This window comes from Methylocella sp. (genome assembly GCA_037200525.1).
Taxonomy (GTDB): domain Bacteria; phylum Pseudomonadota; class Alphaproteobacteria; order Rhizobiales; family Beijerinckiaceae; genus Methylocapsa.
Map to the genome: position 1 here is coordinate 3,252,676 of JBBCGG010000001.1, position 25,793 is coordinate 3,278,468.

General features: G+C 61.1%; 23 protein-coding genes. 10 read left to right on the forward strand and 13 right to left on the reverse strand.

Features of this window, described 5'->3' with window-relative positions; all coding sequences use genetic code 11:
* Positions 1 to 82 precede the first annotated feature (82 nt).
* The 3 genes from WDN46_16015 to WDN46_16025 all read left to right on the forward strand — a co-directional run bounded on the left by WDN46_16015 (position 83) and on the right by WDN46_16025 (position 2,950).
* Positions 83 to 286 (forward strand): transposase, encoded by a 204-nt coding sequence (locus WDN46_16015; protein MEJ0094866.1) that lies wholly within the window; start codon positions 83 to 85, stop codon positions 284 to 286.
* A gap of 84 nt (positions 287 to 370) precedes the next feature.
* Positions 371 to 1,087 (forward strand): IS3 family transposase, encoded by a 717-nt coding sequence (locus WDN46_16020; GenBank protein ID MEJ0094867.1) that lies wholly within the window; start codon positions 371 to 373, stop codon positions 1,085 to 1,087.
* Between the two features lie 942 nt (positions 1,088 to 2,029).
* Positions 2,030 to 2,950 (forward strand): phytanoyl-CoA dioxygenase family protein, encoded by a 921-nt coding sequence (locus WDN46_16025; protein MEJ0094868.1) that lies wholly within the window; start codon positions 2,030 to 2,032, stop codon positions 2,948 to 2,950.
* 49 nt (positions 2,951 to 2,999) lie between these two features.
* Here the strand turns inward: WDN46_16025 and WDN46_16030 are convergent, their stop codons facing one another.
* The 4 genes from WDN46_16030 to WDN46_16045 form a co-directional block, all read right to left on the reverse strand.
* A complete protein-coding gene (locus tag WDN46_16030) occupies positions 3,000 to 3,314 on the reverse strand; it encodes a hypothetical protein (protein MEJ0094869.1) in 315 nt (104 codons plus the stop codon).
* A gap of 662 nt (positions 3,315 to 3,976) precedes the next feature.
* Positions 3,977 to 5,197 carry a CmpA/NrtA family ABC transporter substrate-binding protein gene (locus WDN46_16035; GenBank protein ID MEJ0094870.1) on the reverse strand — a complete coding sequence of 407 codons (1,221 nt, stop codon included), beginning with the start codon at positions 5,195 to 5,197 and terminating at the stop codon, positions 3,977 to 3,979.
* Positions 5,194 to 5,796, reverse strand: coding sequence for an ANTAR domain-containing protein (locus WDN46_16040; GenBank protein MEJ0094871.1), 603 nt, complete (start codon positions 5,794 to 5,796; stop codon positions 5,194 to 5,196). Before WDN46_16040 ends, WDN46_16035 begins: the two co-directional genes overlap by 4 nt.
* Before the next feature lie 238 nt (positions 5,797 to 6,034).
* Positions 6,035 to 10,381 carry a bifunctional nitrate reductase/sulfite reductase flavoprotein subunit alpha gene (locus tag WDN46_16045; protein ID MEJ0094872.1) on the reverse strand — a complete coding sequence of 1,449 codons (4,347 nt, stop codon included), beginning with the start codon at positions 10,379 to 10,381 and terminating at the stop codon, positions 6,035 to 6,037.
* Between the two features lie 654 nt (positions 10,382 to 11,035).
* Here WDN46_16045 and WDN46_16050 point away from each other — a divergent pair.
* Together WDN46_16050 and WDN46_16055 are read left to right on the forward strand one after the other, a co-directional pair.
* A complete protein-coding gene (locus WDN46_16050) occupies positions 11,036 to 11,797 on the forward strand; it encodes an outer membrane protein (GenBank protein ID MEJ0094873.1) in 762 nt (253 codons plus the stop codon).
* 345 nt (positions 11,798 to 12,142) lie between these two features.
* Positions 12,143 to 12,463 carry a hypothetical protein gene (locus tag WDN46_16055; protein ID MEJ0094874.1) on the forward strand — a complete coding sequence of 107 codons (321 nt, stop codon included), beginning with the start codon at positions 12,143 to 12,145 and terminating at the stop codon, positions 12,461 to 12,463.
* 194 nt (positions 12,464 to 12,657) lie between these two features.
* On the opposite strand, the gene WDN46_16060 is transcribed toward WDN46_16055, so the two are convergent.
* Together WDN46_16060 and WDN46_16065 are read right to left on the reverse strand one after the other, a co-directional pair.
* Positions 12,658 to 12,942 (reverse strand): hypothetical protein, encoded by a 285-nt coding sequence (locus tag WDN46_16060; GenBank protein MEJ0094875.1) that lies wholly within the window; start codon positions 12,940 to 12,942, stop codon positions 12,658 to 12,660.
* A gap of 558 nt (positions 12,943 to 13,500) precedes the next feature.
* Positions 13,501 to 13,926, reverse strand: coding sequence for an alpha/beta fold hydrolase (locus WDN46_16065; GenBank protein MEJ0094876.1), 426 nt, complete (start codon positions 13,924 to 13,926; stop codon positions 13,501 to 13,503).
* A gap of 297 nt (positions 13,927 to 14,223) precedes the next feature.
* Here WDN46_16065 and WDN46_16070 point away from each other — a divergent pair, with 297 nt between their 5' ends.
* The 3 genes from WDN46_16070 (at position 14,224) to WDN46_16080 (ending at position 15,638) form a co-directional block, all read left to right on the forward strand.
* A complete protein-coding gene (locus tag WDN46_16070) occupies positions 14,224 to 14,475 on the forward strand; it encodes a hypothetical protein (protein MEJ0094877.1) in 252 nt (83 codons plus the stop codon).
* 194 nt (positions 14,476 to 14,669) lie between these two features.
* On the forward strand, positions 14,670 to 14,885 hold the full coding sequence (locus tag WDN46_16075) for a hypothetical protein (protein MEJ0094878.1): 216 nt from the start codon (positions 14,670 to 14,672) through the stop codon (positions 14,883 to 14,885).
* A 201-nt stretch (positions 14,886 to 15,086) separates the two neighbouring features.
* Positions 15,087 to 15,638, forward strand: coding sequence for a flavin reductase family protein (locus WDN46_16080; GenBank protein ID MEJ0094879.1), 552 nt, complete (start codon positions 15,087 to 15,089; stop codon positions 15,636 to 15,638).
* A gap of 74 nt (positions 15,639 to 15,712) precedes the next feature.
* On the opposite strand, the gene WDN46_16085 is transcribed toward WDN46_16080, so the two are convergent.
* From WDN46_16085 to WDN46_16115, 7 genes are read right to left on the reverse strand one after another with little or no spacing between them, the layout of a single operon-like run.
* Positions 15,713 to 17,356 (reverse strand): proton-conducting transporter membrane subunit, encoded by a 1,644-nt coding sequence (locus WDN46_16085; protein ID MEJ0094880.1) that lies wholly within the window; start codon positions 17,354 to 17,356, stop codon positions 15,713 to 15,715.
* Positions 17,353 to 18,894, reverse strand: coding sequence for a proton-conducting transporter membrane subunit (locus tag WDN46_16090; protein MEJ0094881.1), 1,542 nt, complete (start codon positions 18,892 to 18,894; stop codon positions 17,353 to 17,355). Before WDN46_16090 ends, WDN46_16085 begins: the two co-directional genes overlap by 4 nt.
* Positions 18,894 to 19,235, reverse strand: a complete 342-nt coding sequence (locus WDN46_16095) for an NADH-quinone oxidoreductase subunit K (GenBank protein ID MEJ0094882.1) — start codon at positions 19,233 to 19,235, stop codon at positions 18,894 to 18,896. The genes WDN46_16090 and WDN46_16095 overlap by 1 nt, the downstream gene beginning before the upstream one ends.
* The gene (locus WDN46_16100) at positions 19,232 to 20,179 is read right to left on the reverse strand and encodes a hydrogenase subunit MbhD domain-containing protein (protein MEJ0094883.1); all 948 of its coding nucleotides are present in this window, start codon (positions 20,177 to 20,179) and stop codon (positions 19,232 to 19,234) included. The genes WDN46_16095 and WDN46_16100 overlap by 4 nt, the downstream gene beginning before the upstream one ends.
* Positions 20,176 to 20,481: a monovalent cation/H(+) antiporter subunit G gene (locus WDN46_16105; protein MEJ0094884.1), complete on the reverse strand. Its 306-nt coding sequence runs from the start codon at positions 20,479 to 20,481 to the stop codon at positions 20,176 to 20,178. The genes WDN46_16100 and WDN46_16105 overlap by 4 nt, the downstream gene beginning before the upstream one ends.
* On the reverse strand, positions 20,478 to 20,768 hold the full coding sequence (locus WDN46_16110) for a monovalent cation/H+ antiporter complex subunit F (GenBank protein ID MEJ0094885.1): 291 nt from the start codon (positions 20,766 to 20,768) through the stop codon (positions 20,478 to 20,480). The genes WDN46_16105 and WDN46_16110 overlap by 4 nt, the downstream gene beginning before the upstream one ends.
* A complete protein-coding gene (locus WDN46_16115) occupies positions 20,761 to 21,264 on the reverse strand; it encodes a Na+/H+ antiporter subunit E (GenBank protein MEJ0094886.1) in 504 nt (167 codons plus the stop codon). The genes WDN46_16110 and WDN46_16115 overlap by 8 nt, the downstream gene beginning before the upstream one ends.
* Positions 21,265 to 21,646: 382 nt before the next feature.
* Between WDN46_16115 and WDN46_16120 the strand changes: the two genes are divergently transcribed.
* Both WDN46_16120 and WDN46_16125 read left to right on the forward strand, forming a co-directional pair.
* Complete coding sequence (locus tag WDN46_16120; protein MEJ0094887.1) at positions 21,647 to 22,738, forward strand: efflux RND transporter periplasmic adaptor subunit; 1,092 nt, start codon at positions 21,647 to 21,649, stop codon at positions 22,736 to 22,738.
* A complete protein-coding gene (locus WDN46_16125) occupies positions 22,735 to 25,791 on the forward strand; it encodes an efflux RND transporter permease subunit (protein ID MEJ0094888.1) in 3,057 nt (1,018 codons plus the stop codon). Before WDN46_16120 ends, WDN46_16125 begins: the two co-directional genes overlap by 4 nt.
* The last annotated feature ends 2 nt before the right edge of the window (positions 25,792 to 25,793 follow it).

A 25,793-nucleotide genomic window follows, 5' to 3' on the forward strand; every position in this document is an offset into this window, starting at 1 on the left:
TGGGGACGAGGAGAGTTCCATGAAGAAGACCAAGTTCACGGAAGCGCAGATCGCCTTCATTCTGAGGTAGGCTGAGGACGGTGTGGCGGTCGCCGAAGTCTGCCGGAAGGCGGGACTCTCGGATGCGCCGTTTTACAACTGGCGGAAGAAGTATGCCGGCCTGATGCCCTCCGAGATGAAGCGGCTGCGGCAACTCGAGGAAGAGAACGCCAAGTTGAAGCGGATCGTCGCTGACCTGTCTCTCGACAAAGCCATGCTGCAGGACGTGCTGGCAAAAAAGCACTAACGCCTGGCCGCAAGCTGGAGCTTGTCGACGAGGTCCGATCGGATTGGAAGGCATCAATCCGGCGAGCCTGTTCCGCGCTCAGGGTTGATCGAGCGCTCTGCGTCTACAAGTCGAAGCGCGGCGGCCAGGCCGACCTCAAACAGCGGATCAAGGAGATTTGCCGAGACGCGCGTGCGATACGGCTATCGGCGCATCCATGTGCTGCTGCGCCGCGAAGGCTGGCTCGTCAATGCAAAGCGGATCTATCGGCTCTACAAGGAACTGAGCCTGCAATTGCGCAACAAGACGCCAAAGCGACGGGTGAAAGCCAAGCTCCGCGACGATCGCTGCGCCGCCATCGAGACCAATGCGACGTGGGCGATGGACTTCGTTCACGACCAGTTGGCGACCGGGCGCAAAATCCGCGTGCTCACTGTCGTCGATAGCTTCTCACGCTTCTCGCCCGCGGTCGATCCGCGCTTTAGCTATCGCGGCGAGGATGTCGTTTTGACCTTGGAGCGCATCTGCAAGGTCGTCGGCTACCCCAAGAGCATAAGGGTGGATCAGGGATCGGAGTTCATTTCCCGCGACTTTGATCTTTGGGCTTACCAGAACGGCGTCGTCCTCGACTTCTCGCGGCGCGGCAAGCCGACCGACAACGCGTTCATCGAGTCGTTCAACGGCAAGTTTCGGGCGGAATGCCTGAACGCACACTGGTTCATGAGCCTTGACGACGCCCGTTCGAAAATGGAGGAATGGCGTAAGGACTACAACGAAATCCGGCCCCACAGCGCGATCGGAAACAAGCCCCGATATCGCTGATCAATGGCTCACCGGCATCGCTGCCGACATGAGCCAAAACCGGCGAAAATTCCAGCAGCGGCTGGCCTAAAATCCGGGAGCAGCTCAACTTTGGTCAGAACTAACTTCAAACCGGATAAGCCTCAGGGGGCAAGGTCAGCGCGACTGCATTTATTCCGCAGGGGTGGCGTTGGAATACGCGCCATTCGCCCTAAACGGGCCGCGTACTTCGGTTCCCCGAGGATTAGAGGCTTCAACGAATCGGTCTTCCGGTACAATTAAGTTCTCGGATTCGTGACTTTTTCTGTGTCCGCTCATGCCAACCCTGTCGGCGGCGTAGGCCAACAGAACGGAAGAGACCCCACTTATGATCCATAGCCAATCGAACAATAGTTCCCGATGATCGTGGCGGAGAAACAATAGATAGGCGATCATCACGCCGCCGGCGCTAACGATCCATAGGAATATCCAAGCGATTGTTAGAATTTTGGCTAAGCTCGTCATTGCCGCCTCAGAATAGATCTATATCCACGCCAAGAAGGGCCTACTACGGCGCGTCACGATTTCGAGTGTCGCGCCGCTGCGCGTGGACTACCGCATTCGTATTGCACCGGAATATACGACGTTCATATGACGAACACCGAGCCCTCACATTGAACTGATCGCGCCTTTCTCAGAATTCGTCAATTGTATCTGCCGAACATTAGCGCCAGCTGCCCGTCCTTTCGATGAGATGCTGGCGTCTTGAAGATACCCCAATTCCTGCCTAAGCCGGATCTCGCCGATCCAGTGACAGGACACGTTTCGGCTGGGAAGCATAGTCGTGGTTCAGCGTGTCTCGCCCCTGCTTCCTCCAACTAACGCCCGGCTTAGCGCCGGTCTTCGTGGCAATGTTACTCCTCAACGACGTTGCAGCATGGCGCAAATCGCAGCGCAGATGCAGCACTCACGAACGGAATACTCATGGCGAAAATGTCCTTGGTCCAGCGGGTCCGCATGCGCGCGCCCACTTATTGGAAGTACATGCGCGAAAAGCCCGGCTGGGGGATAATGTTCTTGTTGGCCCGAACTTTAGCCGCCCGGCGAATTGAAAGATTTTTCGCTTCGGCGCCTGTTCGGATTCCGGCGAGAGTGAGCGGGTCCATGTTTCCAGCGCTCGATGCGCCCAGTGTAGTCTCGTCCCTGGCTCGTGATGGCTGTTACTTGGGGCTGAACCTGCCCGAGAATATTGCCGGCGAGGTCCGTAGCTTCGCCGAACGAAACCCATGTTTCTCGCGAGACCACGAGTCAAATGGTTTTCTCCCCCACCAATACAGCGAGGTGAATAGGGAAAGCGCTCGCGATGTGCTTGCCGGTTATTACTTTGAGAGCGCGGAAAATTGTCCTGCAATAGTTCAACTGCGCAGCGATCCGGGGCTTTATAGCATAGCGACCGCGTACCTTGGTCAAAAGGCCTTTCCGGTTCGAACGCGCCTATGGTGGACCTTTCCCTCCAGCAGAGCCTCCGATGAGGATCTTCATGCCGCATCACAGGATAATTTCCACTTCGATATGAACGATTGGCGAACGCTAAAATATTTCTTCTACCTCACTCCAACCGACGAGCTAGCTGGGCCGCATCAATGTATTCCGGGCAGCCATCGACGCAGACGGCTAAAGCATCAACTGACTTTCACGGTCGCTCGCCCAACGTCTGAGCTCGAAGAGTACTACGACGCCACGAAATTCGTAACGATCACGGGAGACGAGGGCTTCGGCTTTGCAGAGGATCCTTTCCTCTTTCACAGAGGTATGAGGTGTCGTGAGAATCCGAGGCTGATACTGGAGCTGGAATACGGCGTGACTCCTTCGCCGCCAAGTTACACCTATGGTCGATTAGGATAGCGAAATAACTGGCGGTGGGATCAAATATCGCCGAGGGCGGCTATGTAGCTCAGTCCCATTGCATTGAGCCGCTCAATCCGGCGTCGACCTCGCGTCGACGGGCTATCTCAATCTTTACGCGCGCCCAGTGCGAACGGGGCTGGTCACTAACCCCATAGCCTTTCGAAAGTTGATCCGCCTCGTAATAAGCTTGACCAGCAAACTTCGCAATTAAATCCATTGCGTCTGTTTCATGGCGTCGAGTCTCTTTGTGGCTTTGATACAGTATATCTGCCAAACGACTGGTTTTTATGCCAATCGCATGTCCAGCATTGGACTCAAAATAAGAAAATGGCGCAAGCCATTTATTCCAAAATCTGAGCATGAATTCCTCGTTTCATTTTTTAATTATTGATTGATGTCATATCCGAGGGAACTATGGCCGGGCGACTTAGGTTCCCACTTTGATCGAGGGGCCGCCATACCTCAATTATTTTTGGCGGACATCATCGGCGCACTCACCGACCCTCCGTTGCTTAGGCTGAGCTAGCCGGGTCGCCTGATTTTGGCGCCGCCCCGGCGTGGCCGGAGGTATCTGCTTGCAGCTCCCGTGGGGCGTCATAACAGCGAATTTTTGGGGTGCTCGACTGTTTTGACGTACCCTCCAGAGGAGGACGGGAGCCGGCAACCAAACCGGCTCCCGTTTGCATTGCGGCCTCGCATAATCTTTACAGAGCGACAAAATCGCCACGTAAAAGCGATGTGTAAGTTCTCGGCATAGGCAATTCTGGCCTCAGGCGTCCTGCGCCCATCGGTCAAAAAGACGCGGGACCCTTCGGCGCGGGAGCCGGACCGTTTCTCCACTCCGTTGAAGTCTTGATGAGAATATCTTCAAGGCCCAACGATCGCGAGCAGGCAGCCTAATGGCTGCGAGGTCATCAGCAATCCGATAGGCCATCCGAATGCGCGCCCATAACGTGCTGTGAAGGGCCGGGTCACGTTTCGGCCCTCTCTTTCGGAGCCTGCCGCATATCGAGTAATTTCGCCCTAAAAATTGTGCGCCGCGCTGCGCGTCGTCGCTGACGGAGGCGCGACCTGATCGGGATCGAAAACTACCGAGTCGCAGAAATTGTCCGCGCGCATCGCGATGAGGAAAGGAGAAGCTTCAACCGTCCATGCCGCCTTATGGGCGCCCTCAATCTTAGAGTCGGTCACCGGAACCGGTTCTCCTAAGCTGGCCACAGCTGAACGATAGAGATCAGGGCGATAGACTCGCAGGGCGAGCCGATGAAGGTCGACGCTCGAATCGATCAAACCCCAACGGCGCATCTCATTGAGGAACCATAGTCCCTGGGACCGCCAGGGAAAAAGCGTCGCCCCGCCATAAAAGCCGCACCCGTTCTCAGAGTTCGATCCGCCGGGCAGATCCGCGAGAATCGCATGCGGCTCAATATCCACATATTTGCGCCGCGAGAGCAGCGCCGCGACGTATGCAGCATTCTCCGGCTCGTCGCAAAATTTCGCTGCGCGCACTATGGCCCGGACGACTCCGGCAAGCGTCTCAGGCTTTTCTTCCGCCCAGCGCGCACGTACGGCAAGCGCTTTTTCTGGAGCGTTGCGCCAGATGTCGTTCGAACTCGCTATAGGCAGCCCAACTCCGGCGCGGCGAGCGACCTCTCCCCATGGAGCGCCTGCGCAGAAACCGGCGATTTGCCCGGAGACCAAGGCTTCCACCGCGCGCGCCGGCGGCACGACCGTCAGAGCGACGTCACGCCCGGCCTCGATCCCAACAGTCGCGAGCCAATAGCGCAGGAGGAGACTGTGGTTCGAATAAGCATGAACGACCCCGAACGTTAAGTTACGACCCCGCAGCATGGGCCCCAACGCCTCAGCCAGCGAAACGTCCTCGGCGCTCGCGCAGGTTTGCAGATCATGTCCAAGCGAGCGGACAACCGTCACGCTATTGCCGCCGGAGCTAATTCCGCATGGAATGATCAGAGGCTGAAAAGCCCCGCGAACGCCAAGGTGAATATTGAATGCAAGCGGCGGGATAATCACAGCTGCATCGAAGAAGCCGTAGGCGAGCTTATCGGCGATATTGGCCCAAGAGGGTTCAACAATCAGCTCGGCATCGACGCCTTCGTCAGCGAAAAAGCCAAATTCGTAAGCCGCGATCACGGGCGCGCTATCGGTAAGCCGGAGCAGGCCAATACGCATCTTCGGCGCCGAGGCTTTACGGACAGCTGTGAGCGAGATCACTGCGCTCATGTTTGCTTCCTCTTTGTCTGCTCCGCCTCATCTCCGATCTGATGCCGCTCGACCATTTCGGCGACGACCTGCGCGAGTTTTCTATTCTCGTCCATGGCCCGCTTCTGAAGCCAACGATAAGCTTCTGGCTCCGTCATCTTACGACCCTGCATCAAGATCGCTTTGGCGTGTTCTATAAGCCGACGTTCCTCAAGTTTGGCCTTGGCGGCCGCGAGTTCGTCCTCGATATGGCGGTAGCGCCGGAAAAGGGCGACGGCTGAAGCCAAAATGGGGCGTAGATCCCGCGAAGCGACGCCGGACAGGTTATAGGAGCAGACGCCAGCAGCGATTGCCTCTTCGGCAAAAGCTGGATCGTCGCTACCGGCGAACATAACAATCGGATGCTGTCCCGATACAACGCGGATGTCTTCAAGAGCGTCGCGATCGGGTAGCGCCATATCGACTATGATCAGGTCAGGCATCGTTTGCCTGACGGTCGCGGCGAGGTCGGCACCGTCCTGAGCGCGCAAGATCGTCGCAAAACCAGACTGAGAAAGCTTTTTCGCCAGCGCCTGCGCGCGATCCGCCTGAGCATCGATGAGCAATATCCTAAGCGTCATCGGCCGCTACGTTTCTGCGAGTCAGTTTGACGAAACCCGAAGCATTGCGACGTCTGCGCCAACATAGCTGTCCATAGTTCCTTCAGTAGTTTGGCGGCAAAACCGTCTTCCGGCTAATGCGGTTGCCGCATGCGGCTTTGCTAAACCGAAGAGTTTTTAGCGATCAATGGGTCTGACGATAGTTCCCGTCTCCGGGAGAGCCGACTGGCTAATCCTAACTGGAGCGCGGAGCGCCGCCTCAATACACGTCGCGCACATAGCGCTTTTCCTGCGCCATCCGGTTCACATAGGCGTCCGCATCGGCCTCGCTGAGGCCGCCATGCTGCGCCACCACCATCCTCAGGACGATGTCGACGTCTTTAGCCATGCGCTCCGCATCGCCGCAGACGTAGAAGTGCGCCCCTCTGTCGAGCCATCGCCAGAGTTCGGCCCCCCGCTCCAACATGCGGTGTTGGACATAGATCTTCTCCTCGTCATCACGGGAGAACGCGAGGTCGAGCCGGCTGAGGCGTCCGTCGCAGCGCCAGCCGGCAATCTCGTCGCGGTAGTAAAAATCGCTCGCCGCGTGCTGCTCGCCAAAGAAAAGCCAGTTATCGCCCGATGCGCCTGTCGCGCGACGCTCCTGCAAAAAGGCCCGGAACGGCGCAACGCCGGTCCCCGGTCCGACCATGATCATGGGTGCGGCCGGGTCATGGGGCGGATGGAAGTGCGGCGACGGCTGCACGAAGATCGGCAGGGTCGCATCCTCGGCCCGGTCCGCGAGGAAAGTGGAGCAAGCCCCCTTTCGCCGGCCCCAGCCGCTGCCGAACCGAACGGTAGAGACCGTTAGTTGGACCTCGTTGGCGCGCTCCATCGGACTTGACGAGATGGAGTACAGGCGCGGCTGGAGGGGTTTTAGGGCCGACGCCAAGGCCTGGGCATCGACGCGAATGGGCGTATCGTGCAGCACGTCGACGATCTGGCGGCGCGAGATCCAGTGTTGCAGGTCGCCCTTGCGATCATCGTTCAGCAATGGCGAAAACGGCGCCTCTGGCCAGACGCCGCGGACGAACTCCAGGAAGTCGCGGGTGATCCGCGTGATCTCGAGGTGGCGGCGCAGGGCCTCGGCAAGCCGCATCTCCCCCTTGCCCTTGAGGGTGACGGCCTCTGAGCCGGTCAGGTCCAGCAGGTCCAACAGCTCGATCACCAACTCGGGGCAGTTGGTCGGCCATACGCCCAGAGCGTCGCCCGCCCGATAGGCCATGCCTGAGCCGGCGAGGTCGAAGCCGAACTGCCGGACTTCCTTGGCCGCGCCGGGACCGCTGAGGACGCGGTTGAGTTTAAGACGGGCGAACAGCGGATTCTTGCGGGAGTAGGTCATAGCCCCGACGGCCGGCCATTCAAGTGCCGCAATGAAGGGGTTCGAGGGCATGGCGATCGAGGCCGACGCGCCGGACGGAGGGGGCGCTAGCGGCGCCGCGAGAGGATGAGGCTTGGCCGACGACGGCGCTTGGCTGTCGACGCCCTCGCCCAAGGCGTCCAAGACGCGGTCGAGCCAGGCGCTGGGCGTCTCCTCGTCGTCGGGCTCGCAATCGCCGCGGTCGATGATGCGGCGCGAGCCGAGTTCCGCCAGGCGCGCATCGAGCTTGCGGCCGAACCCGCAGAACTGGTCGTAGCTGGAATCCCCGAACGCGAGAACGGCGAACTGCAGGGACGCCAACGAGGACGCCGCGGCGCCGGATAGCGCGCTCCAGAACGCCGAGCCGTTGTCAGGCGGATCTCCGTCGCCGAAGGTGCTTGTCGCCACCAAAGCGATTGCGGCGCTCGCGAGGTCGGCTAGGCTGGCGTTTTCCATGCAGATGAGGCGGGTCGGATAATCCTTTGCCCGCAGCCGGCGCTCACAACGCTTAGCGGCTTCCTCGGCGTTGCCGGTCTGGGACGCCCACAAGATCAGAACCTCCGGACGTTCGGTCCTCGCCGCGGCCTCGCCGGCAACAACCGGAACGGGCGCCGGCGCTTCGACTTTCGGTGCGCTCGATCCAGGCGGGAGCGGGCTTACGCCGGGCGCTGCGGTCCGAGAGAAGAGACCCGCCAGCAAACCGTTCAGATAGTGGCGCTTGCCCGGGTCCATCGGCGCGGTCGCCGGCAGCACGGGGACCGTACCGACCGCAGAGCCATCTGAACGCAGCGCGGCGAGGAAACCCTGGAGGTACAAATGGTCGTCGGCCCCCAGCGGCGGCGCGCCTCCCGACTGCACCCCGACAAGCTGGGCGAACGCCTCGACCGCGGCGTGGGGCGTCGCCAGGGCGCCGGCGATGGTGGCGAACTCCACCCTCGCCATGGCCGCGCGCTCAGCCGCAGCGACTTCGGATCGCGGCGCGACGGCCGCAAGCTCGGGGGCCGGAGCCGCGCTCGGAACAGCCGGTCCGCCCCCGTCTGCGGGGGCGACCTCGGCAGGCCCGCCGACACGGGTCAAAGCGACAGCGCTGAATTTGAACTCTGGCTGCAACGATACCGGATCGACCGCGTCGCTGGTGACCGCGTTGATCGCCAGGTCATCGCCGAAAACATCATTCCAATGGAACGGCGCGAAACAGTTTCCCGGCCGGACCCGGTCGGTGACGACGGCCGGCAACACTGCCCGTCCCCTAGGCGAGCGGATCTCGACCCGGTCCTTGTCGGCGACCTTGAGGGCGCGGGCGTCATCAGGATGCAGTTCTACGAAGGGACCGGGATTCAGCTTGTTGAGCGTGGCGACCTTCCCGGTCTTTGTGAGGGTGTGCCACTGATGCTGGAGGCGGCCAGTGTTGAGCACGAAGGGGAAGTCGGCGTCGGGCATCTCCGCTGGAGCCATGTGGGGGGGCGGTAGGAAAAACGCCTTGCCGCGCTCGGTGGCGAAGGCGATCTGGGGCCGGCGTCCGTCCTCCACGCGCAGGGACTGGCTGACGCCGTTGTTGAGGTAGCGGATCGGATTGCGCTCGCTCGCTGCCTCCGGGGCGATCGGCCACTGCAGCGGGGTCTCCGCTAGCTTCGCGTGGCTGGCCCCGCGAACGTCGTAGCCGGTCTTCGGATTCCAGAATTGGCGGATCTCCTCGAACACTTCGGCGGCCGACTGATAGGCGAAGGCGCGTCCGTAACCCATCTCGCGTGCGACTCGGGCGATGATCAGCCAATCCGGCAGCGCCTCCCCTGGCGGCTCCACCGCCTTGCGCATCAAGGTCATGTTCCGTTCGGAGTTGATCATCACCCCCTCGGCCTCGGCCCAGAGCGCGCCCGGCAGAATGATGTCGGCGTAGGCGTTGGTCTCGGTTTCGAGATATGAGTCCTGGGTGATGACCAGTTCGGCCGCTTCGAGGCCGGCGATCACCGTCTTGCGGTTGGGCGCGCTCGCTACCGGGTTGGTGCACATGATCCAGCAGGCCTTGATCCGGCCCGCGGCCATCTCCTCGAACATGGCGACCGCGCCGCCGCCCGACTCGGCGCGCAGCGTTCCCCCCGGCACGCCCCACCGCGCTTCGACGAAGGCGCGATCGGCTTCGCTCACCGTCGAGCGCTGGCCGGGCAGACCGGGGCCCATATAGCCCATCTCGCGACCGCCCATGGCGTTGGGTTGTCCCGTCAGGGAGAACGGACCGCTGCCTGGCCGGCAGATCGCGCCTGTGGCGAGGTGCAGGTTGCAGATCGCATTGGTATTCCAGGTCCCGTGGGTGCTCTGGTTGAGCCCCATCGTCCAGCAGCTCATCCATTCGGGAGCATCGCCGATCCATTCGGCTGCCTTGCGAAGGTCATTTTCGGGAACGCCGGTCAACTCGGCGACCCTCTCCGGCCGATAGTCTTCGAGGAAGGCCGGCATGACCTCCCAGCCCTCGGTAAAGGCGGAGATGAATGTCTCATTGATCTTGCCCGCCCTTACCAACAAGTGCAGCAGGCCATTCAGCAGCGCCAGGTCCGAACCCGGACGGACCTGGAGGAACAAATGGGCCTTGTCGGCGGTGGCGTTGCGGCGCGGATCGACTACGATCAGCTTCGCGCCGGCCTTCACACGGTCCATCATCCGTAGAAACAGGATCGGGTGACAGTCGGCCATGTTTGCGCCGATGACGAAGAACAGGTCCGCCTTGTCGAAATCCTGGTAGGAGCCGGGCGGCCCATCCGAACCCAACGACAGCTTGTAGCCGCTCGCCGCGCTCGCCATGCAAAGCCGCGAGTTGGACTCGATGTTGTTCGTGCCGACGAAGCCCTTGCACAATTTGTTGGCGAGGTACTGCGCCTCGATCGACATCTGTCCAGAAATATAGAAGGACACCGCATCGGGGCCATGGGCGTCGATGATCGCGCGCAGGCTCCCAGCGGTGCGGGTAATGGCCTCGTCCATGGTCAAACCCTCGTCGGACCCGTCCTGACGGGAGACGAACGGCTTGGAGGCGCGGCCGGATGCTGCGACGGGCTGGCCGCAGGTCGCGCCTTTGGTGCAGAGGCGGCCGAAGTTCGTGGGATGGGACTTGTCCCCCGACACTTTCACGATCTTCCCGCCGTCAACCTCCATGACGATGCCGCACCCCACGCCGCAGTAGGGACAAGCGCTTTTGACGGCTTTCTTGGTCATGCGCGCCCCGCCAACAGGACGACGACGCCAACGCCGTCGTCCTTCGATCGCCGACGCGAGGTCGCGATACTCGGATAGACCACACGCGGCCGAGCGCTTTGGCGGCGACAAGCTATAGAGTCAAAGATCCAGGAATAGGCGGAAGCGTCGCGCGACATGACATTGGCTCGAAAATCGGCGCACGACGTGCCGCCAGATTGACAGAATGCGAACCACCGTTGGCCCGAGGCAAAACCAACTTTTCTCAGCGTCGCCCGCCGTTGCGCGACGCTTGGACAGCCAAAGCCCTGGCTGACAACTATATCGGAGCAAAAAATATGCCATCCTCAGGCAAGGCTTGCGGCTCTGTGTTGTATAAAAGGGATGCGTGGAATTGCCCGATACGAGGGCATTCGAGATCAACCTTTGTGCAACGCACCATCCGCCCGATCGCCAAGCCAAAGGCATTAGGCGGCGATGGCGCGACACGCATTGCGGCCCAGGTCTTGCTTAGGTCGGCAGTTGGCGCACCGCTGGCGGAAGGCATTGCAACTATAGGTTGTGTGACTCTCCGGCCACGAGAAGCGATTTTCGTCCTTCCCCGTGTTGATTTGCGGTTGTTCTCTAATGGAAATCAGGTCCAAATGAGAGCTTCGGACCTACTGAGGATAAGTTATGTTTCGACGTGTTCTACTAGCTTCTGTCGGCGCTGTGGCGCTAGCAAGCTCCGCTTTTGCGGCTGACCTCCCCTCGCACGCTCCGCCGCCGGTCTATCTGCCGCCGGCGCCGATCTTCACATGGACTGGCATCTACATCGGCGGGCAAGTTGGCTTCGCCTGGGGCGATCAAAACGTTAGCTCCAACACCGGCTTCGGCTTTGACAGCTTTGGCTCGAACAATGACGGCGTCATCGGCGGCGGACATGTCGGCTATAATCTGCAGCTAAACCAATTCGTGATTGGTCTTGAAGGCAGCGTTGACGGCTCCAGCATCAAGAAGAGCGTTACCCGTGATGTCGGCGGCTTCGTGCCGGCCACTTTCACCTCTAGCGCCGACATTCAGGGATCGGTCCGCGGCCGCGTCGGTTACGCCTGGGATCGCATTTTGGTCTACGCCACGGGCGGCGTCGCCTTTGCTGGAGTGGACAACAGCATTTCGACTCCATTTGGCTTTGACAGCGCTTCGTCCACCCGCGTCGGCTGGACGGTCGGCGGCGGCGTCGAATACGCCATCACCAACAATTGGTCGGTCCGGGGGGAATACCGTTATTCCGACTTCGGTCACTCCACAATCTTCGGGTCCAATTCGTTCAACGATCCGCTTGTCGGGGGCGGCGGCTTCTTTAATCGTCACCTCATTGAAAACCAGGTGCAGGTCGGATTCAGCTACAAGTTCGACACGTTCGCTCCGCCCGCGCCGATCGTCGCCAAGTACTGAGGTCCAATTCGTCGTCTTTCTTTCCCCCGGGGCGCAGGAAGGCTCGGCCGCAATAGTTGGCGGTCGGCCGCCTTCGGGCACGATCAAATTCAAGAAGCGATGGCCCGCGGCACGACTCTTGCTTTTCCAAAGCCAGGAAGTTCCTGGTCCAAGATCGCTTTGCGGTCCCCTGCTTCCCCAACTAAAAGCCCGGCTTAGCGCCGGGCTTTTTTTATGCGCGCCCGCTCATTTTAAGATCAGGCGCGTCCCCGCGCGGGTTCGCATGTCCCCGCCTGCGACAAGGGAGCCCGCACGTCTTTCAAACAGCTATTTCTTTGAATGCTCGTGGGCGGTGGTTGTGTGCTTGTGAGCAGCCGCGCTGTGTTCGTTTGCCGACACGGCGTGCTCTTTGGCCTCGCTATCCCGGCCGTGTTCGTGGTGGTGCGCCGCCTGCCGGTGATGATGCGCGGCCGTTTCGTGGTGTGCTGCGGCTTGATAGTGGTGCTCTATGGACGGATGTTTTGTAGTGGCCATGGTCCAGTCCCCTTGCTTTCGGGAGATTTCCCGATTGATTGGACGCGCACCGGAGTAGTCATGGCGCGCGACGCTGGAAGCAGACCACAGCTTTCGACCTCCGTGAAGAGCTTCGACGATCGCCAATGCCCTTATCTATCAAGAATTCAGTAAATCACGCGGTCTTGATAGAGCGTAACTATTGCTTGGCAGCAAGTTGGATAGTCAAGCTGTTAGGTATTGACGCATTAGACGGTCGCTGGCGGACCAGATATCCTAGCCGCTAAGCGCCTATCATAGGCGAAGAGCCCAGCTTTAGTTATCTACGCAAGACCAAGGGATGTGGGATGCAGCCCACGAATCGCTGTCTATCTGGCGAACTGGTCCGCCACAGCTTTGGTCGCAGCGAAGTCCTCTGCATCCCTCGCGGCCCGCGCCGCCTCGGCCCTTGCCGCTTGACCCTGCGCCTCGGCGGCGAGGATCGCCTGACAATGCTGCCACTCCGGGTCAAACGCGGCGCTGCCGTTCGGCGAACGAAACAGAATATGAGTGCGGCAGATAGCGGCCGTCTTGGCCAGCAAGTCGTCGGCTTGCGCCTCTCCAACCAGGAGGGCCGGAAGAAACAGCAATGAGAGAAAGGTAGTGATGCGCATAGCACTTTTGCCTATTTGCTAAAGAAGTCATGTCGCTAAGGAATGCGACGACCTCGAAAGATTTCGACGCGCCGCCTTCACGTTCGGTGTTCAACATGATGAATTTGATCGACGGTCTTCGGAGTGTGGAACAATTATATTACAATCCGATTGCATCAAGCTTCGATCGACGCGGCGGCCGCGAAGGCATTCGCGATCATCGGAAAATTACACCCGCAACACATTTCTCTCGCGGTGAAATAGCCGGGTAACACGCCCCGTCCAAAGCTACGTTTGGCCAGGGAGTTCACAGCAGGTTTAGCCTGGCCAAAAAATCGCGGGATCCTCGTACCCGCGAGGGAGCCGGCCGTTTCGCCACCCCCTTGGAGCTAGATCGACGAAGCCCCTTGGTCCAAGGCCCAACGATCGTGATCCGGTAGCTTCTGTCCGGCTGCCCCCGCCGCGTCTTCACTGGCCGGCGGGGGTTCTTGTTCAAAAGGCCCGGTTCTTAACGCGACCTGCGCTCGGTTTCGCGCTCATCGGTGATCCGCGACGCGGGGAAGCGATTCGGGCATGGCGCTAATCGTACGCAAGATCGCCGCCAACTTCCGCCGGCACAACCGATGCCAGGAGAACCAGAGCAGCGACTTGCTGATCTTCCGCGTATTTCTGGCTCGCCAGTCCGCCCATGCTGTGCCTTATCAGGATTGGCGGCTGCTCGAACTGCTCAGCGACATGCGCAATCTCTTCAGCGACGTCAGCAATCCCTCGTCGCACGAGTTGGTCGTTCGGGAGCTCCTTGGAGCCGTTATGTTGGCGCCAGTTCAACGCATGACAGTCCCAGCCTGCCTGGGAAAAATAGGGCAAAAAATGCTCCCAGACCCAGCTGCCGTGGCATCCGCCGTGGACGAAGACGAGTGGATGTTGACGCGCGGGGCGTCCCGATGGCGAGGCGCGCTCGACGCGCACGCCTTGGATTCGATATTCGCTTCGATTTATCATCATGCGCCTTCCAGCCGAAGCCTACTAATCGGCCGGATTCGCACGCAATTGTCCCATGCGTATAGTACGGAATATGTGCTTGCCAGGCCGTTATTTTTCGTGCGCGCGCAAGGGATCGCAAGGCGTTTTCATGACCGCGAGTCGCTGGCCAACTTGATCGTGCCGGACCAGGCTGTTTGACGCTGCCAGCGGGCGCCGCGCAAACCAAGCGGAGCTGGCGTCACGAGTCCGCCCTGCCCGCACCCGGAACTAGAATTGCAAAGCGGAGTTGGTGCTAATCGGAAGCGTGAGGATCAAATCATGATGCGATCGGGCTTATTGATGAGCGCAGCTATGCTTGGCGCTTCGATTGCATGGGGCGGCCCTGCTTTGGCGCAAGCAGGGGGGGCGCCTTATGGCGGTGCCTTCGAAAACGGTATTTTCGAAGGTCGAAGCGCCGACTTCGATCACCCATTCCGCACGCGCAGCGAACCCGCATTCTATAGGGGAGGCTATGATCCGTGCTACGACTTCGGCGCTTATCCCTACCGCACATGCGAGTTTTATAATTAGCAAACCATGTGATGGTTGGCGGTGACGGAGGCTGTTGGATCTGAGCTCTCCGGGAACCTGCTCGGGCGGCGCGCGTTTCCTTGTAACAATCGCGAGGAGGGGATGCCATGAAACACATAGGCGTGTCAGCGAGCGCCGTCGCCCTGGGCGTGGCTGTTATTTGTAGCTGTCCTGCTTCAGTCTTTGCCGACAGCGTGAATAATTTTGAAATCCAGGCGGCGGAAGGTCGCAGGGTGGCCGACGACAACGTTCCCTACAATCCCGCCACCGGAAAGGGAACGGTCTGCATTTCTTCGGCAGTCTGCCCCTTCGGAAGTGACGCGTCGCGCGGCGATGCTGGCCAAGTTCCTTTCAATCCAGCAATTGGCGCAGGGACGGGCTGCGTGTCCTCTGCGGTTTGCGATCAGTAAGCTCTGGCGCTCCACCTAATCCGCCCGTTTTTGATACGCGGCGGAGAGAGCGTGGGTTTGCGCGCCCCGCGCGCCATCGCTCAAGGCTAGGCTTTCCTCCAGAGCGCCGCGTTTCCCGGGAATGATCGATCCTTGACTCCAGTGGCTGGTCTTTCTTGAACTTTCCGGTCCCGCTAGGCCACCGGCCAAAGAGAGCAAATGATGAAGGAAATGCCGGCGTCCAAAGCCTATCGGCTGCTCGAGGCCGGCCCAATCGTGTTGGTGACGACGACGCATAATGGGCGGCCCAACGTCATGACTATGGGCTTTCACATGGTGGTCCAGCATGCGCCGCCGCTGCTCGGCTGCGTCATCGGCCCCTGGGATCACAGCTACAAAGCCTTGCGCGCGAGCGGGGAGTGCGTGATCGCCATTCCGACAGTCGACCTCGCGCGGAAGGTGGTTGATATTGGCAATTGCTCCGGCGATCAGGTCGACAAGTTTTCGAAATTCGGGCTGACGCAGGCCCCTGGCAAAATCGTCTCGGCGCCGTTGATCGCCGAGTGTCTTGCGAATATCGAATGTCGGGTCGCGGACACAACGCTGGTTGAAAAATATAGCCTCTTCATTCTGGAAGCGGTGCGGATCTGGATCGACCCCGAGCGCAAGGAAAGACGCACGCTGCACCACAATGGCGACGGCACCTTTACGGTCGACGGCAGGACCATCAATCTCCAAGAGCGAATGGTGCTCTGGAAGCAATTTCAGGATTAAGCCAAGAGTGATGCAGCTACGCCAATCGCGGCGTCGCAAACCAGGCGGCCGCCGCGCAAGTTGTGCGGTATGCCTTAATGCCCGGCCAGCATTGCCGCCCCAAGCAGCAGGGCCAACGCGAGCAAAGCGAGAGCCGCCGCAGGCCATTGGCGTAAGACGACGTCCGCGCGATCGAAAGGGCCTCCAAAGGCGAGAGCCTTCTCGGCCGCGCGCTCGCCTAGAAGAAGCGCGTCCCCCTCTGGAACATGCGGCAGGCGGTCGCTCCAATGACGCAGAATGAGCGCCGCCGCCCCGCCGAGCAGGACGGGCCAGAACGATTCCCACAGCGTCGAAGCATCAAAGACGTCCGTTTCGCCGCCCGTCGCCTGAAGGTAAAGCGCCCAGGGAACAGCGATGGACGCAGCCGCGCCCGCCAACCAGGGCAGCGTCAGACCGGCCGGAGCCGCCGTATCCCTTTGGTCCGCCGCAATCAGCGCGAGCCGCCGCAAAAAATGCAACATCAGGAGCGTCGTTGCAGCCGCCGACAGCATCGAGAGCATCCCGATGACGCCGTATCCGAGCGGCCCTTTGACGACCAGCTTCGCCAGGGCGCCCCCAGTAAAAGGGAGGCCCGCGAGGCTCAACGCCAGCACCGCCGCGGGCAGCAGCACTAGCCACAAGCGGCGCGTGTCTGTCGCCGCCGCGACGCCAATCGCTAGGAACAGGGTGCCCTTAACCAAAACGTGATGCGCCGCATAGAAAGCCGTAGCCAAAGCGGCATGCTGATCGCCGGAGGCGACGCCCATGCCGAGCACAGCGGCGATGACACCCATCTGACTTATGCTCGAATAGGCGAGCACCGTTTTTGGGTTGCTTTGCGTGAGGCCGATTGCAACGCCATAAAAGGCCGTGAACATTCCGAGCGCAGCCAGCGCCTCGCCCCAAGCCGGCAATGCGGCGTCAAAAGGTAGAAAGCGGATGAGCCCGATCACGCCGGCTTTGACGGCCGCTCCGCTCAGGGCGGCAGCGGCAGGAATGGGCGCGGCTCGATAGCTCAGCGGCATCCAGACATGCAATGGCGCAAGACCGATCTTGGCTGCAAAGCCCGCGATCAGAAGCGCGAGCGCCGGATCGCGCCACGGCGACGTCGAGAGAGCAGCGACGCCATCGCGGATCAGCAGACTATGGCCTGGCGCGCCTGACGCCAGCAGTACAAAGCCTATGATTAGAAAAGCCTCGCCGAGCACTGCGAACGCGATGTAGACCAGACCGGCTTTCTCGGAGCGAGGCGTATCGTCATCCACGATCAGCCCATAAGCCGGGAGGCTGACCAGTGCGAAGACCAGATAAAAGCTGATCACATCGGCGGCCATAAAGACCCCGATGCTACCAATGAGCGTCAGCAGCCAGCACACCGTAAAGCGGCCCCTATTTGGCTTGCCGCGCATATAGGTGAAGGCATAGGCGCCCGCTATGATCCAGAGCAACGAGGCAGCCCCAAGCAGCATGGCTCCCGCCGCATCGAGCGCAAAGACCATGGGAACCAGCGCTTGGCCGATCACCAACGGCGGACCGCCTCCCGCAAGCAATGCTGCGACCAGAGCTGGCGCAGGGGCCAGCGCTAGCAGGGCGGCCATTTGGTCGCGGAGGCGCGGCGACAGACAGCCAAGTAGCATGATGACCGGCAGGCCCAGCGCCGCCGCCAGCAGTTCCGGGCTATAGGACGCGGCGCCGCTCATCGCGAAGTGACTATCGTTGTGACGGGGCGGGCGATTTGCGGGCGGCCAATTTGAATGAGCTCGAACAGCGCGGGCGGCGCGAAGCCGATCAACATGGCGAAGAGGGCCAACGCCAGCGCCGCCGCCTCCCTGCCCCGCCCCGGAGACGGGCGCGGCGAAGGCTCGTTCGCATTCGCGCTGGCTAAGGCCGGGGCGAGAACGCGAAACACATATGCGCCGGCCAGCAGCCCGCCCGCCAGCATGGCCAACGCCCAAAGCCATTGACCGCTTTCAACCGCCGCCGTCAGCAGCAGCCATTTTGCCACAAAGCCGCCGCTGGGCGGCAGGCCCATGAGCGACAAGCCGCCGAGGCCAAAAGCAAAGATAGTCATCGGCATCAAGCGTCCCGCTCCGCGAAGCCCCGCGATGCGGTCATGACCAAGCGTTTCGGCGATGAGGCCGGCCGCAAGGAACATAGCGGCCTTAGCGAAAGCGTGCGAGACGGCTTGGAGCACGCCTCCCGTCCAGGCGGCGTCGGTCCAAGGATGCTCCCCGGCCGCCAGAGGAAACATCAGGAATAGATAGCCGATCTGCGCGACTGTCGAATAGGCGATCAGCAGCTTCAGCCGCTCTTGCCGCAGCGCCAGCACGCTGCCGAATATGATCGCCCCTGCCCCCAAGGCCGCGAGGATCTGCATCGCGGCCTCCCTCGGCAACGGAGACATCACATGGAACCAAAGTCGAACGGCAATGAAAAACGACGCCTTGACTACCAGCGCCGAGAGCATGGCGCTGCCGGCGGGCGGGGCTCCCGCGTGGGCCGGCGGCAGCCACAGATATAGGGGAACAAGCGCTGTTTTTGCCGCCAGGCCGGCCGTCATCAGCGCCATCGCGACCCATAGGGCGGCCTCAGGCCGAACTCGCTGCGAAAGCACAACGATGTCGAGCGCGCCATAAGCGCCATAGAGAAGCGCTATGCCAAGCAGATAGAGCACCGAGCCGAACAGCGCAAAAAGCAGATAGCGCAGCGCTGCCTTGAGCGTCGCCGCCTGGCCGTCAAGGCAGACGATCGGCACGGCTGCGAAGGTCAGCAGCTCCAAAGCGACATAGAGATTGAACAAATCGCCGCCGAGGAAAACGCAATTCAGCGCCGCCCAAAGCGCCAGCAAGAGCGTCCAAAACGACAGCGGCGCGCGCGCCTCCGTGAGATCCAGCGGCGTCGAAAAATTGGCCCGCGCAAAAAATGCGGCTGCGGTGACAATCAACGCGGTCGTCACAAGCATGACCGCCGAAAATCCATCCGCGCGCAGCGCCACGCCGAGCGGCGGCGACCATCCGCCGAGGACATAGACCAGAACGCCGTCCGCGCGCCAAACGCCAAATGCAATTGCGGCCGCAAGGCAAAGCCCAATCGGCATGAGGCCAAGAGCGATCTGCTCGGCGCGACGTCCGCCGAGCAGGAACGCCAGCAGTAGCCCAATCACGGGCAAGATGACCGCCAGCACCAGGAGATACCCGCTCGCGGTCGTCGTTGAATCGGATAGAGCGATTGACGGCATCAGACGCCAGTTCCGTCGGCGGGCGATTTCGTCGGCGGATCGGCTCCCAGCGTGACCTTGCCGGTTTCTTTGAATAATCGCAGCAAAAGAGCGACCGCTAACGCCGACGCCGAGAATGCGACGACGATGCCCGTTATGACCAGCGCCTGCGGGGCCGGATCAGCGGCAAGGCCAGCCGCCGCGCCCCTGCGGGCTATGATGCCGAAAAGCAGAAACACGCCGCTGCCGAGAATGTTGAAAGATAAAATCTTCCGCAGCGACTCGGGGTTCGTGACGAGGCCATAGAGCCCAAGGCCGACAAGCGCTGCGCCGCAAAGCCCCGCCAGGGTCGCGGCGCTCATCGCCGCAGCTCTTGTTGCGGCGGCCCGCCCACCAGCATGCCGAGGGTCGCAGCCACAGAAAGCGTCATAAACGCCTCGATGACGAGTATCAGCGGCTTGGCGTAACCCTCTGGATAGGCCAGAAATCCGGCAGCCCATGCAAAGCCCGCAACCCCGATCACAAGAAACGCAGCCGTACCCGCCACCAGAACCAGGCGCAGCCAGCACCGACTGATTTGGGGCGCATCGACAAGTCCAGCCGTCATGGCGATGATCCACATGGCGGCGAGGATCGTGCCGCCCTGAAACTTTCCGCCTGGTTCATCCGCGCCAATCCAAACAATATGGATCCCGACGACGATTCCCACGGGCGGCAGCAGCTGAGCGAAAAAGGTGAGAACGCCGTCTTGACCAGCAGGGCGCGGAAACTTCGGCGCCCCGCCCCAATCCCGATCGGGGGCCAGCGACCAAACGCCGACCAGCGCGAGCAGCAGCACAACTGATTCAAACATCGTGTCGACGACGCGATAAGCGAGGAGAACTGCGGTAACCGCATTGCCTAGGCCGGTTGAAGGCAGATGTGCGACCGCTTCCGGGGCCAGCGTCGGCGCTGGGTCCGGCATGAGCAAGACGGCCGCGGCGAGCGCAACCGTCATCCCGACGCATAAGGCTGCGGCGGCGAGCCGCAAAAACGCTCTCGGCTGTTCGGCCGCAGCTTCCGCCTCGGTTCCTCGCAGACGCGTCGCCGCTCCGATCAGCACTACGCCGGTGACGCCGCTGCCGATGGCGGCCTCCGTCAACGCCACATCCACCGCATAGAGGCGCACCCAGACAAGGGATAGAAGCAGCCCATAGGCGACATAACCGACGACCGCGGGAAAGGCCTGCCGCGCTGCGATGGTCCAAGCAGCCACCGCGAGAACCAAGACCGCCAGTTCTATGTCGACGGCCGTCACGACTATCATGGCGAGGACCTTGGCGCGGACTCTTCCCGCCGCGCCGCGCGCGCCATGAGCTGGGTGACGGTCGCGCCGGCCAATTGAACAAGCAGCCAGACCGCGACCAGCTTCAAGGCTCCAAGCGGGCTGTCCGCCCTTGGCAGAAGGCCAAGGACCACGAGGCCGAGGCCGAGATTGTCGGCTTTCGTCAGGGCGTGCATGCGCGTTAGCCGGTCCGGAAAGCGGAGCAAGCCAACAGAACCCGCGAAAAAAAAGAAGACGCCCGCTGCAATCGCGATGATGGAGAAGATGTTGAGGGCAACGCTCATCGGCCGTCAGCTCCCTCTGGATCATCTGCATTCGAGTTCGAGGTCGCGCTGTTGACGAAAGCCATTGAAGCAAAGGCGGCGAGCAATGCCAGCGCCAGAGCGACGTCCTCCGCTCCGCGCACGCCCGTCCCCGCAGCCGCCAGAAGCAGCGCCGCAATGCCGCCGGTTCCGAGCAATTGCGCCGCCATCATGCGGTCTACATCGCCGGGTCCTGCGAGGATGCGGAACAAGCCCATCGCCACCGTAGCCAACGTCAAGCCGGCAGTCGCGAATAGAAACTCATTCATGGCGAAGCGCTCGGACAAACAAAGCCTCGTCTTCGGCCAAATTCGCGACCACGGGCTGATCGACGTCGAGGCAATGGACAAGGAGCGCGCCGTTGCCATCGGTCCCTGTTGGTAGCGTTCCGGGCAGCAGGCTGCATAGCGCACAGAACGCGTTGCGCGCTTCGCCGGCTGGCACGCGCAAAGGATAGGATATAAAGCCCGGACGCAGTGGAAGCTTTGGGTCGAGCGCGCGCCATGCGACGTCGGTCCCTGCAACGACGGACTGGCCTAGAAAACGCATCGTCAGCTGCGCGAGGGCAAGGGGCCGCAGCCGCGATGCGCCCGGAGGAAGAAGGCGCAGGCTTGTCCAGGCGGCGACCGCCGCGGCTGCAGCTCCGATCGGGAGGCCGGCTAGATCGCGGCCCGAGATCATCAGCCAGAAAGCGAGGAAAATCGCCGCGCGGACGGCTGCGGCGCGTCTGACGCGAGGCTGGGGTTCAGCCTCCGGGGCGCTCATAGAGCGAGACCATGGAATGGCTGCGAGACCAAGTGCGCCGAGGTCCGAAAACAACGGCGTCGAGACTTGCGCGGGAGATCTTCGCGACGCTTGTCCGTGCGGCTGGCCATCCCTGAATTCGCCTGAATTCAATGTGTCAACGAACGCTGCTGTCTAAGCTAACACCGCTATAGCCGCGTCGTCCAGAGACGACTTTAGGCTCAGTTTTCCTAACCCAACTAAAATGCCGACGCTAACCGCATCGGCGATCTTCTACGCGGGCTGTGAGCTTAATCGCCCCTCTAAAAATTTAGGCAAATTTGCGTTTTTGATCCGCCGTCGGCATCTTATGATCCAGCGTCGTCAAATGGGGGATAGCGCCTTGGGCTTGAGCACAAATGATGTGAAAGCAAGACGGCGCCTGGTTTGGACCACATTGGTTTTGCCTTCCCTCGCCATATTGATCGCCGGCTGCGAGCCCGAGACGAAAGACCAGTCGCCCGTCGTGCGCCCTGTCCGGACGGTGACCGCCGAAAAAGGCCATGTCGGCGACCCCGTGGTGTTAACAGGCCACATCCAAGCAGAGAACGAGGCGGCTCTCGCATTTCGTATAGGCGGACGGATCATCGAAAGATTGGCGGGAGTTGGCGATCATGTCGAACCAGATCAAGTGCTCGCGAAACTTGATCCGCAGAATGAGCTGAACGCCTTGCGCTCGGCGCAGGCCGCTCTTGCCGCTGGCGAGGGGCAATTGGTCCAAGCGCGCAATAATTTCGGGCGGCAGGAGACGCTGCTGGCGAGAGGCTTCACCACCAAAGTTCTGTTCGATCAAGCGCAGCAGACGCTCCAGACGGCTCAAGCCCAGGTCGATGACGCTAAGGCCCAATTGGAAATCGCCGAGGACCGCGTGAGCTATACGCAGCTCAAGGCGAATGTCACCGGAACGATCACGGCGCGTGGAGCGGAGTCGGGCGAAGTTGTGCAACCCGGCCAAATGGTCTTTCAGGTCGCGCGACAGGATGGTCGAGACGCCGTGTTTGAGGTGCCGGCGCAGGTGCTCCGCTCCGCGCCGCCAGAGCCGATCATCATCGTCGCCTTGACGGATGATCCGAGCGTAAAAGCATCGGGCCGCGTGCGGCAGGTCGATCCGCAGGCCGACCCGGTCACGCGAACGTTTCGCGTGCGGGTTAGCCTGATCGATCCGCCCGCCTCCATGATGCTTGGCGCGACCGTTTCGGGGCGCATCGATTTGGATGCCGCAGAAGCGATCTCCATCCCCGCAAGCGCTCTCACGAATTTCAACCGGCAACCGGCCGTCTGGATCGTCGACCCGTCAACGTCGACCGTCTCTATGCGCAACGTTGAGGTCGCCCGCTTCGATCCGGGGACGATCGTCATTTCCGAGGGGCTTCAGGGCGGCGAGATCGTCGTGACGGCTGGCGTACAGGCGCTGCATCCGGGTCAGAAAGTCCGTCTCCTCGGGCAGTCTTCATGATCGGGCCGAATCTTTCGGAATGGGCGCTGAAACACCGCTCATTCATGATCTTTTCGATGATCGCCATGATTGTCGCCGGTGTCGCATCCTATTTTCAGCTTGGCCGAAACGAAGATCCCGCCTTCACCTTCAGGACGATGATCGTGCAAGCGGCGTGGCCTGGGGCAACCCTCGTGGACACGCTTCAGCAGGTCACCGAGCGCCTCGAGCGCAAGCTGCAAGAGACGAGAGGCCTCGACTTTGTGCGCAGCTATACGAGCGCCGGCGCAGCAACCATCTTCGTCACTCTTAAAGGCTCAACGAAGGCCGCCGACGTTCCAGACATCTGGTACCAAGTCCGTAAAAATATCGGCGACATACGCCATACGCTACCGGCGGGCGTCGTCGGCCCCGGCTTCAACGACGACTTCGGCGACACGTTTGGATTGATCTACGGCTTCACCGCCGACGGGTTCAGCTATCGCGAGCTTCGCGATTATGTCGAGGACATTCGCTCGAAACTCCTGCATGTTCCGGACGTGTCGAAGATCGACATTCTCGGCGCCCAGGACGAACAAATCTTCGTTGAGTTTTCGACGCGGCAACTGGCGGGGCTCGGGATCGATCGCTTCGCCCTGATCGCGGCGTTGCGGGCGCAGAATGCGGTCAGCCCCGCCGGCTCCATCCAGACTGGCGACGAGAAGCTCTCGCTTCAAGTGTCAGGCGCATTCGCATCCGAAAACGACATCCTCGCCATCAACTTCCTATCGAACGGACGCCTCATTCGTCTGCGCGACATCGCTGAAGTCCGTCGCGGCTATGCCGATCCGCCGCAACCGATGTTTCGCGTCAATGGCAAGCCGGCAATTGGTCTCGCCATCGCCATGCGGAACGGCGGCGATATTTTGACGCTCGGCCGCAATGTGAAGCAAGCGATAAACCAAGCGATAATCGATCTCCCGGTCGGCATCGAGCCGACGCTGGTTTCCGATCAGCCCGTCGTCGTCAAGACCGCCATTGGCGACTTCATGAGTTCGCTGTGGCAGTCCATCGCCATCATCATGGCGGTGAGCATCGTCAGCCTCGGCTTCCGCGCTGGAGCCGTCGTCGCTCTGTCGATCCCCCTGACGCTCGCCATTGTTTTTCCGATTATGCAATTTTTCAGCATCGACCTGCAGCGCATTTCGCTCGGCGCCCTGATCATTGCCTTGGGATTGCTCGTCGACGACGCCATGACGACCGTCGATGTCATGACCTCGCGCTTGGCGCAAGGCGACGACAAGGAACAGGCCGCGACATTCGCCTATAAATCATTGGCGTTTCCGATGCTGACCGGCACTTTTGTCACGGCCGCGGGCTTCGTGCCGATCGGCTTTGCGCGGAGCGCCGCGGGGGAATACACATTTTCGATCTTCGCCGTCGTTACAATCGCCCTGATCGTTTCCTGGTTCGTCGCCGTTCTCTACGCTCCCCTCCTGGGCGTCGCCCTTCTCACCAAACCGAAAGCGGCTGCGTCGAGCGAGCCTCGACCAACCTTGCGTTTCTTCCGCAGCATTCTTATCGGCGCGATGCGCGTGCGCTGGCTTACGATCGGCGCGACGTTGGCTTGTTTTGTCGCAGCGCTTATGGCGCTTCCCTATGTGCCGCGGCAGTTTTTTCCGGCCTCCGATCGGCCCGAACTCGTCGTCGATCTGACCCTGCCGCAGAACGCCTCCATTTTCGCCAGCGAGAGGGCCTCCGCCACTCTGGACGATCTGCTCAAAGGAGACCCGGACGTCGACCGCTGGAGCGCTTATGTCGGGCGCGGCGCGATCCGGTTCTACCTGCCGCTTAATGTTCAATTGGCGAATGATTTCTTTGCGCAGACCGTCGTCGTCGCAAAGGATGTCGCTGCGCGCGAGCGCCTGCACAAGAAGCTTGAGACCGCATTGGCGGAGCAACTCCCCGCCGTCGTCTCTCGCATATCTCCGCTGGAGCTCGGGCCGCCCGTCGGTTGGCCGGTGCAATACCGCGTCAGCGGACCAGACATATCCGAGGTAAGATCGATCGCGCTGCGTCTTGCGCAAGTCATGGGCGCGAACTCCAATGTCGCAAAGGTCAATTTTGACTGGATGGAGCCGGCTCGCAAGGTGCGCATCAATATTGACCAGGACCAGGCGCGGCTTCTCGGCCTGAGTTCTCAGGACCTCGCCGTCGTGTTGAACGCAACGATGAGCGGCGCGCCCATCACGCAAGTGCGCGACGGCATCTATCTGGTCGATGTCATCGCGCGGGCGACGGACGAACAGCGCGTTTCGCTTTCGACTCTGCGCGACCTTCAGTTGCCGCTGCCGAATGGCCGCACGGTCCCGCTTAGCCAGGTCGCAACCTTCGATTTTGAGCAGGAATATCCATTGATCTGGCGCCGCCAGCGGGTTCCAACTCTGACGGTCCAGGCCGATGTCGCGTCCGGCGCCTCGCCAGAAAGGGCGGTCAACGCGCTGGCTCCAGCAATTGCGAAATTGAGCGAGAGCCTACCGGTGGGCTATCACATCAATGTTGGAGGCACCGTCGAGGAAAGCGCCCAATCGCAAGCCTCGGTCTTCGCAATGATTCCCCTCATGCTGTTTCTGATGGTGACCTTCTTGATGGTTCAGCTGCACAGCTTCAGCCGGCTATTTATGGTTTTGAGCGTCGTGCCCATGGGCCTTATCGGCATCGTCACGGCGCTGTTGATATTCCGTCAGCCGCTCGGCTTTGTCGCCATCCTCGGCATTCTGGCGCTGCTTGGAATGATCGCCCGCAACGCGGTCATCCTCATCGAGCAGATCGAGACCGAACGGGCGGCCGGAAAGCCGATATGGGACGCTGTGGTCGAGGCGAGCCTCTCCCGCTTTCGCCCGATCATGCTGACCGCGATCTCGACGGTTCTTGGTTTGATTCCGATCGCGCCAACCGTGTTTTGGGGACCTATGGCTTTCGCCATAATGGGCGGCCTTTTCATCGCAACGATTTTAACGCTGATCGTTTTGCCCGCGCTCTATGTGACATGGTTCCGCGTCAAGGAGCCTAGCGGTGAGGCGCTAGCGACCTGAGT